An 11,285-nucleotide genomic window follows, 5' to 3' on the forward strand; every position below is an offset into this window, starting at 1 on the left:
CCGGTATCTGGCCGCAGGCCCGCTCAGCAACGTCAGCACCTGCCGATAGGAGAGCGATTTGTTCAAGCAGGAAGTCGTTTCACCGGAACTCGCCCAGCCCAACGGCCACTTCGCCCAGGCGATCACGGTCCCCGCGGGACGGCTGGTGTTCATCTCCGGGATGACCGCGCGCAACGCCGCCGGGGGAGTGACCGGCGTCGGTGACATCACCGCGCAGACGCATCAGGTCTGTCAGAACCTGGACGCGGCGGTCCGGGCCGCCGGGGGGACGCTGGACGACATCGTGCGGGTGGACGTCTACGTGCGGAACATGGAGGACTTCGCGGCCATCCACGAGGTGCGCATGCAGTACTTCAAGGGCGTTCCGCCGGCGTCGACGATGGTCGAGGTGTCCAAGTTCGTGAACAAGGACTACCTGATCGAGATGAACGCGATCGCCGTGCTGCCGGAAGAGGGGTCGCGGTGAAGCTGGCAACGGTCGTGGTGGCCGGCCGGCCGCGGCTGGGTGTCGTGGAGGACGACGCCACGATCGCGGTGCTGCCGAGTGACCGGACGCTGGACGACGTGGTGCGTGGCGGACCCGAGGCCATGGAGTCGGTCCGGCGTGAGCTCGGCAGTGCGGAACGCCGCGCGCTCGATGACGTCCGGCTGGGCGCTCCGCTGCACAGGTTCAACCGCGACATCCTGTGCACCGGCTGGAACTACTGGGATCACTTCGAGGAATCGAAGGGAAGGCGGGACGGGCAGGACCCGGCCGAGCGGCCGAAACACCCGACCTTCTTCACCAAAGGACCGGACACGGTCATCGGCCCTGGCGACGACATCGCCTACGACGCGGCGGTGTCGGCGAAGTGGGACTACGAGGCCGAAGTGGCGCTGGTGATCGGCAGGACCGGGCGGTCCATCCCGGAGGAGAAGGCCTGGGAGCACGTGTTCGGCCTGTGCGTGGCCAACGACGTCTCGCAGCGCGATCTGCAACGCAGGCACGGCGGCCAGTGGTTGAAGGGCAAGAGCCTGGACGGCACGATGCCGCTCGGGCCGTGGATCACCACCGTCGACGAGGTCGCCGACCCGTATGACCTGACGGTCCGCTGCACGGTGAACGGGGAGGTGCTGCAGGAGGCGTCCACGCGGCAGGTGGCGTTCTCGTTCGAGCGGATCATCGCCGAGCTGAGCTGGGGGATGACGCTGCACGCCGGGGACGTGATCCTCACCGGGACACCACCCGGCGTGGGCAATGCGCGCACCCCTCAGGTGTTCCTGAAGCCGGGCGACGACATCGTCACCGAGGTCAGCGGACTCGGTGTGCTCAGGAACCGGGTGGTCGAGCGGGATCTCAGCAGCTACCAGGGCTGACACCGCTTCGGCTGCGAGGCCGACGGCAGTACGCGGCCGGATGCCGTCGTCTCCGGAGAGCCGGCTCGGCCGGAGCCGTCGGCACTCGCATGGTGGTGGGGGCAGTGCCCGGCAAACGGTGCGCGTCGTTCGCCCGAGTGCGTGGCCCGGCCAGGTGCGTCATTCGCAACGGTATTCAGTTCGCCGCTCACCGGTGCCAGACTCGGGGCACCCGCAGCGACGCGTGAGGAGGAAGCCAATGGCGGTCCCTGCCCAGCTCAGCTACAGCTCCGGAACCTCCGACGTTCCCCTGCTCGGCGACACCATCGGCGAGAACCTGGATCGCACCGTCGCCACGTTCCCCGACCGGGAGGCGATGGTCGACTGCGCATCGGGGCGGCGCTGGACCTATCGGGAATTCGCCGACGACGTGAACGTGGTGGCCCTCGGGCTGGCCGCGCGCGGCATCGGCAAAGGCGACCGGGTGGGCATCTGGTCACCGAACCGGGCGGAGTGGACCCTGGTGCAGTACGCCACCGCGAAGCTCGGCGCGATCCTGGTCAACATCAACCCCGCCTACCGGGTGCACGAGCTCACCTACGTACTCAATCAGGCGGGCATCAAGATGCTGATCTCGGCGCAGTCGTTCAAGACGTCCGACTACGCCGCGATGATCGGCGAAGCGCGCCCCGACTGCCCCAAGCTGACCGACGTGGTCCTGTTCGACTCCCAGGACTGGGACGACCTGCTCGACACGGGCAAGGCGGGCGACCCTTCGACGCTGGACCAGATCAAGCTGTCCGCCGACGACCCGATCAACATCCAGTACACGTCGGGCACGACCGGCTTCCCGAAGGGTGCCACGCTCAGCCACCACAACATCCTCAACAACGGCTTCTTCGTGGGCGAGCTGTGCTCGTACACCGAGCAGGACCGGATCTGCATCCCGGTGCCCTTCTACCACTGCTTCGGCATGGTCATGGGCAACCTGGCGGCGACCAGCCACGGCGCCTGCATGGTCATCCCGGCGCCCGGATTCGACCCGACGGCCACGCTGAAGGCGGTGGCCGCCGAGAAGTGCACGTCGCTGTACGGGGTGCCGACCATGTTCATCGCGGAGCTGGCCGACCCCACGTTCGAGGAGCACGACCTGTCCAGCCTGCGCACCGGCATCATGGCGGGCTCGCCGTGCCCGGTGGAGGTGATGAAGCAGGTCATCGAGCGGATGGGCATGACCGAGGTGACCATCTGCTACGGGATGACGGAGACCTCGCCGGTGTCCACCCAGACCCGCAAGGACGACTCGCTGGATCGCCGGGTGTCCACGGTCGGCCGGGTGCACCCGCACCTGGAGGTGAAGATCATCGACCCGGAGACCGGCCTGACCGTGCCCCGCGGCCAGCCGGGCGAGCTGTGCACCCGCGGCTACTCGGTGATGCTCGGGTACTGGGAGCAGCCGGACAAGACCGCAGAGGCGATCGACTCGGCGCGCTGGATGCACACCGGTGACCTCGCGGTGATGGACGAGGACGGGTACGTGCAGATCACCGGCCGGATCAAGGACATGGTGATCCGCGGCGGCGAGAACATCTACCCGCGCGAGATCGAGGAGTTCCTCTACACCCACCCGGACATCCAGGACGTCCAGGTGATCGGCGTCCCGGACGAGAAGTACGGCGAAGAGCTGATGGCGTGGGTGATCCTGCGCGAAGGGGCGGAGGAACTGACCGCGGAGAAGCTGCGCGAGTTCTGCCAGGGCAAGCTGGCCCACTACAAGATCCCGCGCTACGTGCACGTCGTCGACCAGTTCCCGATGACGGTCACCGGGAAGGTGCGCAAGGTCGAGATGCGCGAGATGGCCGTGCAGATTCTGGGCCTGGACCAGGACAAGAACTAGCCGCCGGATCACCAGGACTGCGACGGGTGCCGCCGCGGCAACCAGGCCGCGGCGGCGTTGGCCGTGCTCGGCGAAGTGAAGTGGCCGGGGGCTGGACAGGGTGACTAGGCTGCGCGATCGTGCGGCTGACGGTGCTGGGTGGGACGGGCGCATGGCCCGGTCCCGGTCAGGCATGCAGCGGCTACCTGGTCGAGCATGCCGGCTACCGCTTGCTGCTCGACCCCGGCTACGCCACGTTCCCGCAGCTGCAGCGGTGGGCGAAGGCCGAGGACGTCGACGCCGTTTACGTCTCGCACGGTCATCCGGATCATTGCGCGGACCTGAACCCGCTGCTGCGCGCCCGGGTCTTGCGTGACGACCCGGTGCCACCGCTGCCGCTGTCTGCACCGCGCGGGGCTTTGGACGTGGTGCTGGCATTGGATCGCCCGGGCATGCTCGATCCCGGCTACGTTCGCCATGACTTCGAGCCGGGCGAGTCGCTGACGATCGGTCCGTTCCGGGCCCGCACGTGGCTGTTGCCGCACTCGAAGCCGAACGCCGGCGTGCGGCTGGAAGCCGACGGCGTGGTGCTGGCTTTCACCGGCGACACCGGGCCGAGCCCGCACTTGGCCACCCTGGCCCGAGACGCGGACGTGTTGATCATCGACTCCAGCTACGCCGAGGAAGTGCCCGAAGACACGCGCGGCACGCTGCTCAGCGCCCGCCAGGCGGGGGAGCTCGCCGCGATCGCCGACGTGCGGCGGGTGGTGCTGACCCACCTGATGCCGGAAGTCGACGACATGGAAGCGCTGCAGGCAGCGTCCGCAAGCTTCGCCGGACCGATCGACGTGGCCACGATCGGCCTGCGTGTCACTGTCCCTTGACCCCTCGGCTTTCGCCGGGGTGCAGTGATCACTGGCGGATCACTGGCGGCGGAGGAACGTGACGAGCAGGGACCCGCCGAGGTCGTTGGCCGCCGCGCATTCGGCCAGCGCCTGGGCCACCCAGCCCAAGGTCACCGGCTCCCAGGAGACCAGGGTGCCGTGCAGGGCACTCGTCGTGGTTGCCGGGCCGTCCCAGAACGTGTCGTCGAACGGCGGGGTGGGCGCCGCGCTCGGAGCGGCTGTCGTCGGTGACGTCAGCACCGGCTGGTCCAGGTGCAGGAAGTCCGCGACGGCCGCGTTCAGGGCTTCGCGTGACCCGGCCCGGCCGATCGAGACCTGGACCTCGGCAGACACCCGTGCCTCGGGCGGCACCGCCTCGAACCAGCCCACCGTTCGCATCGCCGGGACCGCGTGCCGCGAGCGCGTGCCCAGGCACTGCACCGGAAGAAGGAGCAGGACTTCGGCGGCAGGCGGCCCGCCCAGTCGAGCATTGACGGTGCCTGTGCACTGCAGGAAGGGCTGAACAGGCAGCGGCCGGCTCGCCGGGACCTGGCTGATCCCCACCTGAAACCACGCGCACAGACGCTTGTCACCGCCGGAGCGTGGACCGCCCGCGTCGTTCATGCTCCACAACCCACGGTGGTCGTCGTCGCTCAGCCACCCCATCGCCGCCGAGTACGCGACGAAGAGCGAGAAGTGGTCCTGCTGACCTTCCGGAACAGGGCCCACCTCGACGGGGCTGTCCGCGTACAAGGCCGCGAAAAGCGTGCCGGTCGGGATGTCGGCCGGGACCGGCGTGGCCGGGTCGTCCCGGTAGCGCTCCGGCATGCGGTCCGAGCTCATGCGAGCCAGGGTGACACAACATGGGCGGCGACCACGGCCGGGCGAGCGTGTCACGCCGAACTGCGTCGCAGCCGTACCCGATACGAGTAGTGCTCCGGGTGGAAGTAGCTCACCGCCAGCTCCACCGGGACGCCCTCGGTGTCCAGGTACATCCGGTCGACGCGCAGCAGCGGTTCGTTCGGCGAACAACCCAGCTGCTCACTGACCGTGTCGGACGCCGCCACGGCGGTGATGCTCTGCTCCGCCTCGGCGATCGGCCGCGTGGCGTGCTTGTCGATCAGGCCGATGACGGTGGCGTCACTGACCGCCCCGGTCTCCCGCAGTTCCGGCAGGTCGGCGAGCCGTTCACCGATGTCCGGCGGCAGCCACACCGTGGTCAGGCAGAACGGCTCGTCCTGGTGGACGCGCCGGAAGGACGTCCGGTACACCGCGTCGGTGCTCAGCCGCAGCCTGCCGGCGGCTTCCACGTCCACCAGCCGACGGAGCGGGGAGAGCACGACGAGTTCGGTGTCCTCCGACAGGGCCAGCAGGTCCTCCACCGAGCCGAACTGCCGCAAGTACTCGCCGCTGCGCTTGGCGACGTAGGTGCCGCGGCCGGGGATCCGGCGCACCAGGCCCTCGGACACCAGGTCGTGGAACGCGCGCCGGACCGTCTGGCGGCTCACCTTGTGCTTGGCGGCCAGTTCGGCCTCGGTGGGCAGTCGCGTGTCACCGTCGTAGCGGCCGCGCAGGATGTCCTCGCGCAGGGCGCGGGACAGGCGGGCGTAGGCCGCTTCTGGGCGGGCGGTCATGACCCGACTCTATGGCAGGCCGCGCGCCATGAGTTGTTCGGCGATCACCGTGCGCTGGATTTCGTTGGTGCCTTCCCCGACGATCATCAGCGGCGCGTCGCGGAAGTACCGTTCGACGTCGAACTCGGTCGAGTACCCGTACCCGCCGTGGATGCGCACCGCGTTGAGCGCGATCTGCATCGCCACCTCGGAGGCGAACAACTTGGCCATGCCGGCTTCCATGTCGCAGCGTTGGCCGGTGTCGTGCCGCTGCGCGGCGAACATGACCAGCTGACGGGCCGCGGTGTACTGGGTGGCCATGTCGGCCAGGTAGTTGCCGATCGTCTGGTGCTTCCAGATGGGCTTGCCGAACGTTTCCCGTTCCTGGGCGTAGCGCATCGCATCGTCCAACGCGGCGCGCGCCACGCCCAGCGCCCGGGAAGCCACCTGGATCCGGCCGGTCTCCAGGCCGTTCATCATCTGACCGAAGCCCTTGCCCTCCACGCCGCCGAGCACCGCGTCGACGGGCGCCCGGTAGTCGTCGAAGTGCAGCTCGCAGCTCTCCACACCCTTGTAGCCGAGCTTGGGCAGGTCGCGGGAGACGGTCAGCCCCGGGCCGTGTTCGACCAGCAGGATGCTGATGCCGCGGTAGCGCGGGGTGGCCTCCGGGTCGGTCTTGCACAGCAGCGCGATGAGCTTGGACCGGCGCGCGTTGGAGATCCAGGTCTTGGCGCCGTTGATCACGTAGTGGTCGCCGTCCCGCCGCGCCACCGTGGTCATCGCTTGCAGGTCGGAGCCGCCCCCGGGTTCGGTCAGCGCCATGGTGGCGCGCAGCTCGCCGGTGGCCATCCTGGGCAGGTAGCGCTGCTTCTGCTCCTCGGTGCCGTACCGCGCGATCAGCTTGGACACCACGCTGTGCCCGCCCATCGCCCCTGCCAGGCTCATCCACCCCCTGGCCAGCTGTTCGGTGATCGCCGCGAAGCACGGGGTGGACACCGCCACCTCCCCGTACGGCGGGGGCACCATCAGCCCGAAGATGCCGAGCTGCTTCATCTGCTCGATCAGCTCTTCCGGGTAGGTGTTGCTGTGCTCCAGCTCGCGTGCCACCGGTCTGACGTCCCGGTCGACGAACTCCCGGACGGTGTCGACGATGAACTGCTCTTCCTCGTTCAGCATGGTGTCCTCTCACACGGTGTTGGCGGCACGCAAAGCGGCGATGTCGTCGTCGGTGCGGCCGAGTTCACGGAGGATGGCTTCGGTGTGCTCGCCCAGTGCCGGCACCGGGCCGAAGACGGGCTCCACGCCCGCGATGTCTGCGGGAGGTTTCAGCGCGGCCAGCTCACCGCCCGGGCTCGGCACGGTGCGCCATCGATCGCGCGCGGCCAGCACCGGGTGCTCGATGAAGTCCTGCATGGAGTTGACCCGGCCGTTGGCCACCCGCGCTTCGTCCAGCCTGTGCAGCGCGGTCTCGGTGTCCAGCGTGTCGAACTTCCGCTGGATGATCGCGTTCAACTCGTCGCGGTTGGCCACCCGCGCCGAACCGGTGGCGAACTTGGGGTCTTCGGCGATGTTCGGGTCCTCGAGCAGGATGCGGCACAACGCCACCCACTCACGCTGGTTCTGCACGGCCAGCACCACGACGTCGCCGTCCTTGGTGGTGTAGGGGCCGTAGGGGGCGATGGTGGCGTGCTGGGCGCCGACCCGTTTCGGCGCGGAGCCGCCGTAGCGGGTGTAGTAGACCGGCTGTCCCATCCACTCGCCGAGCGCTTCGAACAGCGAGATCTCCACGGTCGAGCCCTCGCCGGTGGTGGCCCGGCGGAACAACGCCGCGAGGATCCCCGAGTACGCGTACATGCCCGCGGCGATGTCCGCCACCGAGATGCCCGCCTTGGCCATGTCGTCCGCGGTGCCGGTGAGGGACACCAGGCCGGTCTCGCATTGCACCAGCAGGTCGTAGGCCTTGCGGCTGGCCCACGGCCCGGTGGTCCCGTAGCCGGAGATGGTGCAGTGCACCAGGCGCGGGTGCTTGGCGCGGAGCCTGGCCGCGCTGACACCCAGCCGGTCGGCCACTCCCGGCCCGAGGTTGTGCACCACGACGTCCGCGCGGGCGACGAGGTCGTCCAGGATCGCCGCGCCCTCCGGCTGTTTGACGTCGAGGGTGATCGATTCCTTGGAGCGATTGAGCCAGACGAAGTAGCTGGACTGGCCCAGCGCGGTCTGGTCGTAGTGCCTGGCGAAATCGCCGCCGTCCGGCCGCTCGACCTTGATCACCCGGGCACCGAGATCGGCGAGCTGCCGGGTGGCGTAGGGGGCGGCGACGGCCTGCTCCAGGGTCACGACGGTGATTCCGGCGAGTGGTGGTGTCATGACGCCCTCCCGGGCAGCCTGGCCGCGAGCAGTCCGGCGGCCTGCTGCCAGTCCACGGTGGATACTTCGCTGGCTCCGCAGGCGGCCAGCTTCTCGGCGAACTCCAGCTCCGTCGGCGGGCGCTGCGGCGCGCCGGGCGGCAGGGCCAGCGAGGCGTGCCTGCTCGAGCCGTCACGCAGCTGGACGTCCACCTCGAACGTGCCGTGCAGCAGGCCTTCCCCGCCTGGCTCGGTCCGCACGTCGACCAGTTCGACCAGGCGGCGTGCTTCCGGTCGGCGCACCGCGTCGTCGGTGAAGCTGGCGAAGCCGGGGAAGGGATCCAGCAAGGCCGCCGCGAGCGCGTACTCGAGGCTGAACTTGCCCTGCAGGCCGGTCTGCGGCCGGTGGTGGTGCAGCGGCTGGACCGCCGAAGCCGGGGTGCGCACGACGATCCCGACGACATCGGCGGCCACGACGTCCGGCATCTGCTCACGCAGCGCCGCGATCGGGCGCTGCAAGGCGTAGCAGCACGGGAAGATCTTGATCGCCAACCCGCACGGCACCGCGGGCCCGGACACCTCGACCTGTCCTCCCGCGCCGACCAGCCGAAGCCACTGGTCCAGCGCAGCCGGATCGGCGGTGGCTCCGGCGGCGGCGAGTTTCGCCGCGCGCACGCCCGCATCCGCGGCCAGGCCGACCTGCAATGCCTTGCCGTCCGAGCCGAACGCGGCTTGCACGCCCCCGGCTTGCGGTACGGCCAGCGCGATGGCGTGCGCGAGTTGCTCCTCCGACAGTCCCAACGCGACGCCTGCCGCGACCGCGGCAGCCGGTGCGCCTGCGGTGCACGTGACATGCCACCCGGCGGCGTAGTGCTGCCAGCCCAGCGCGGTGCCGAGGCGGGCCATGACCCCGGCCCCGGCGAGGTAGGCCCGTTCGTCGCCGCCGACGGCAAGCGTTGCGGGCACGCACACGACGCTGATGTGCGCCGTCGACGCAAGGTGCAGATCGTCGAAGTCGAGCACGTGCCCGACGGCGGCCCAGCGCGCCGCCGCGGGCAAGTCGCTGGTGAGGTCGGTCATCCGGGAATCGACAGCGGCGAGCGTCACCGCCACCGTGTCGTGCAGGGCCCGGCGGGCCAGGTCCCGATCCGTTGCGGTGGGCCGATACCCGCTCGCCCACGCCGCCAGCTGCTCGGCGGTTGTCGTCATCGGCGCTCCCTGTGGTGCCGCAGCACGTTGCTCGTGACGCGAGTGGAGTGAAATGTACGGCCAATATCTCGTGGCATTGCCTCTGGTGTCAAGCCTGTTCTAGGGTTGTCGGCATGAAATGGCCGGATAAAGCAGAAGGGCCGTGGTTCGACGAGCTCACCGTCGGTCAGAAGTTCACCGGCGCGCCAGGAGTGACGCTCACCGAAGGTCATGCGGCGGTTCACCAGGCGATCGTGGGCGACCGGCTGCGCCTGCCGCTGGACCATGCGCTGTGCGCGGACGTGACCGGTAACGGTGCGCCGCTGGCGCACCCGGCGCTGGTGTGGGACGTCGCGATCGGGCAGTCGACCCTGGTGACGCATCACGTGCGGGCCAACCTGTTCTACCGGGGGCTGGCGTTCCGGCGGTATCCCGTGATCGGGGACACGCTGCGCACGGTCACCGAAGTGGTCGGCTTGCGGGAGAACAGCCGGCGGCCGGGGCGAAAGCCGACCGGCATGGCTGCGCTGCGCATCACCACGGTGGATCAGCACGATCGACCGGTGCTGGACTTCTGGCGGTGCGCGATGCTGCCGCTGCGCGACCCCGAGCGGGAGACCGGGCATCGCGACGACTTCTCCGACCTGGGCAACGTCCCGCGGCCAGCCCCGCCGGTGGACGGGTGGCGGCTGGCCGAGTTCCGGGACCGGGTGCCCGGCGAGCACTTCGCCGACATGGCCGTCGGCCGGAAGTGGCGGGTGGAGGGGGCGGACGTCGTCTCCAGCGCGCCCGAGCTGGCCCGGTTGACGCTGAACATCGCCCGTGCCCACCACGACGCGGAGGCCGCAGGCGGTAGGCGGCTGGTGTACGGTGGCCACACCATCGGTCTGGCGCTCAGCCACGTCAGCCGCGCGCTGCCGAACATCGTCACGGTCACCGCGTGGGAGGGCTGTGACCACCTGGCACCGGTGCACGAGAACGACTCGTTGACCAGCGAGCTGGAGGTCACCGGAGTGCACGCGTTGCCCGACGGCGGTGGGCTGGTCGACCTGCGGGTGGTCACGAGCGCCGCCGAGCCCGTGCTGGACTGGCGCTTCACGGTGGTGATGGCATGACCGACCTGGCAGGCGCCCGCACCCTACTGTTCGTCCCCGGTGATCGCCCGGACCGGTTCGGCAAGGCGGCCGCCAGCGGCGCCGACGCCGTGGTGCTCGACCTGGAGGACGCCGTCGCGCCGGAACGTAAGGCGGCCGCGCGGGAGCATGTGGCCCGCTGGCTGGCCGACGGCAACCGCGCGGTCGTGCGGATCAACGCGGCCGGGACGCCGTGGCACGACGACGACGTCGCGGCGGTCCGCGACCTGGCCACGGCGCTGATGGTGCCCAAGGCCGAGCGGGCAGCGGACTTGCCGCCGGGCGAGCTGATTCCGCTGGTGGAGACGGCCGCGGGGATCACCAACGCGCGCGAGATCTGCGCCGCTCCCGGGGTGATCCGCGCGGCTTTCGGCAGCGTCGACCTGGCCGCGGAACTGGGGGTCGATCCGGGTTCGTACTACGCGCTGCTGCACGCCAGGTCGGCGTTGGTGCTGGCGGCGGCCGCGGCCGGGTGCGCGCCGCCGTTGGACGGGGTGACCACGTCGCTGGACGAGGTTGGGCTGCTGCGCGCGGACACCGTGCACGCGGTGGAGCTCGGCTTCACCGGGAAGCTGTGCATCCATCCGCGGCAGATCGAGCACGTGCATGCCGCGCTGCGGCCGTCGGATGCCGAGCTCGACTGGGCTCGGCGGGTGGTGGCCGCCGCCAACGGCGGGGTGAGTGTGGTGGACGGGCAGATGATCGACCGGCCGGTCGTGCTGCGCGCCCAAAGGCTGCTCAGCCGCGGAGGCGCAGCGCGCTGATCGTCACGGGCAGCCCGGTCCTGTCGGCGCTCGAGCCGGTGCTCGGGCCTGCGCCCGGTTCGACGCGGCCGCTGGCCGAGCTCGGCTGAGCTGGTCGCGGGGCATCGGTCCGACGTCGGGTCGACGCTGTCGCGTCGGTGTTGCTGT

General features: G+C 70.0%; 11 protein-coding genes. 6 read left to right on the forward strand and 5 right to left on the reverse strand.

All coding sequences use genetic code 11. From position 1 onward, the window contains the following. The first annotated feature begins 58 nt into the window (after nucleotides 1-58). The 4 genes from YWY_RS0117150 (at nucleotide 59) to YWY_RS0117165 (ending at nucleotide 4,095) form a co-directional block, all read left to right on the forward strand. Nucleotides 59-466, forward strand: coding sequence for a RidA family protein (locus tag YWY_RS0117150; protein WP_028848616.1), 408 nt, complete (start codon nucleotides 59-61; stop codon nucleotides 464-466). Then, complete coding sequence (locus tag YWY_RS0117155; protein ID WP_028848617.1) at nucleotides 463-1,356, forward strand: fumarylacetoacetate hydrolase family protein; 894 nt, start codon at nucleotides 463-465, stop codon at nucleotides 1,354-1,356. The genes YWY_RS0117150 and YWY_RS0117155 overlap by 4 nt, the downstream gene beginning before the upstream one ends. Before the next feature lie 238 nt (nucleotides 1,357-1,594). Then, complete coding sequence (locus YWY_RS0117160) at nucleotides 1,595-3,232, forward strand: AMP-binding protein (RefSeq protein WP_028848618.1); 1,638 nt, start codon at nucleotides 1,595-1,597, stop codon at nucleotides 3,230-3,232. A 119-nt stretch (nucleotides 3,233-3,351) separates the two neighbouring features. Further along, nucleotides 3,352-4,095 (forward strand): MBL fold metallo-hydrolase, encoded by a 744-nt coding sequence (locus YWY_RS0117165; protein WP_028848619.1) that lies wholly within the window; start codon nucleotides 3,352-3,354, stop codon nucleotides 4,093-4,095. 39 nt (nucleotides 4,096-4,134) lie between these two features. Here the strand turns inward: YWY_RS0117165 and YWY_RS22605 are convergent, their stop codons facing one another. Genes YWY_RS22605 through YWY_RS0117190 form a run of 5 tightly spaced genes read right to left on the reverse strand, consistent with a single transcriptional unit; the run spans nucleotide 4,135 to nucleotide 9,262 of the window. Further along, nucleotides 4,135-4,938 carry a hypothetical protein gene (locus YWY_RS22605; protein ID WP_051310380.1) on the reverse strand — a complete coding sequence of 268 codons (804 nt, stop codon included), beginning with the start codon at nucleotides 4,936-4,938 and terminating at the stop codon, nucleotides 4,135-4,137. A 50-nt stretch (nucleotides 4,939-4,988) separates the two neighbouring features. Next, entirely contained in the window at nucleotides 4,989-5,729 is a 741-nt protein-coding gene (locus YWY_RS0117175; RefSeq protein ID WP_028848620.1) for a GntR family transcriptional regulator, read from the reverse strand. 9 nt (nucleotides 5,730-5,738) lie between these two features. Beyond that, nucleotides 5,739-6,884 carry an acyl-CoA dehydrogenase family protein gene (locus tag YWY_RS0117180; protein WP_028848621.1) on the reverse strand — a complete coding sequence of 382 codons (1,146 nt, stop codon included), beginning with the start codon at nucleotides 6,882-6,884 and terminating at the stop codon, nucleotides 5,739-5,741. A 9-nt stretch (nucleotides 6,885-6,893) separates the two neighbouring features. Further along, nucleotides 6,894-8,075, reverse strand: coding sequence for a CaiB/BaiF CoA transferase family protein (locus tag YWY_RS0117185; RefSeq protein ID WP_028848622.1), 1,182 nt, complete (start codon nucleotides 8,073-8,075; stop codon nucleotides 6,894-6,896). After that, entirely contained in the window at nucleotides 8,072-9,262 is a 1,191-nt protein-coding gene (locus YWY_RS0117190) for an MmgE/PrpD family protein (RefSeq protein WP_028848623.1), read from the reverse strand. The genes YWY_RS0117185 and YWY_RS0117190 overlap by 4 nt, the downstream gene beginning before the upstream one ends. 113 nt (nucleotides 9,263-9,375) lie before the next feature. Here YWY_RS0117190 and YWY_RS0117195 point away from each other — a divergent pair, with 113 nt between their 5' ends. Together YWY_RS0117195 and YWY_RS0117200 are read left to right on the forward strand one after the other, a co-directional pair. Then, complete coding sequence (locus YWY_RS0117195) at nucleotides 9,376-10,356, forward strand: MaoC family dehydratase (protein WP_028848624.1); 981 nt, start codon at nucleotides 9,376-9,378, stop codon at nucleotides 10,354-10,356. Beyond that, nucleotides 10,353-11,138, forward strand: coding sequence for an HpcH/HpaI aldolase/citrate lyase family protein (locus tag YWY_RS0117200; protein ID WP_028848625.1), 786 nt, complete (start codon nucleotides 10,353-10,355; stop codon nucleotides 11,136-11,138). The genes YWY_RS0117195 and YWY_RS0117200 overlap by 4 nt, the downstream gene beginning before the upstream one ends. Nucleotides 11,139-11,285: the final 147 nt, after the last annotated feature.

It is taken from the genome of Thermocrispum agreste DSM 44070 (assembly GCF_000427905.1).
In the GTDB taxonomy this organism is placed as follows: Bacteria; Actinomycetota; Actinomycetes; order Mycobacteriales; family Pseudonocardiaceae; genus Thermocrispum; species Thermocrispum agreste.

Bases quoted from the DNA above. Each gene is read 5' to 3' on its own strand.
- YWY_RS0117160 (WP_028848618.1), top strand. From the start codon at position 1,595: ATGGCGGTCCCTGCCCAGCTCAGCTACAGCTCCGGAACCTCCGACGTT.
- YWY_RS22605 (WP_051310380.1), bottom strand. From the start codon at position 4,938: ATGAGCTCGGACCGCATGCCGGAGCGCTACCGGGACGACCCGGCCACG.
- YWY_RS0117175 (WP_028848620.1), bottom strand. From the start codon at position 5,729: ATGACCGCCCGCCCAGAAGCGGCCTACGCCCGCCTGTCCCGCGCCCTG.
- YWY_RS0117180 (WP_028848621.1), bottom strand. From the start codon at position 6,884: ATGCTGAACGAGGAAGAGCAGTTCATCGTCGACACCGTCCGGGAGTTC.
- YWY_RS0117185 (WP_028848622.1), bottom strand. From the start codon at position 8,075: ATGACACCACCACTCGCCGGAATCACCGTCGTGACCCTGGAGCAGGCC.
- YWY_RS0117190 (WP_028848623.1), bottom strand. From the start codon at position 9,262: ATGACGACAACCGCCGAGCAGCTGGCGGCGTGGGCGAGCGGGTATCGG.
- YWY_RS0117195 (WP_028848624.1), top strand. From the start codon at position 9,376: ATGAAATGGCCGGATAAAGCAGAAGGGCCGTGGTTCGACGAGCTCACC.
- YWY_RS0117200 (WP_028848625.1), top strand. From the start codon at position 10,353: ATGACCGACCTGGCAGGCGCCCGCACCCTACTGTTCGTCCCCGGTGAT.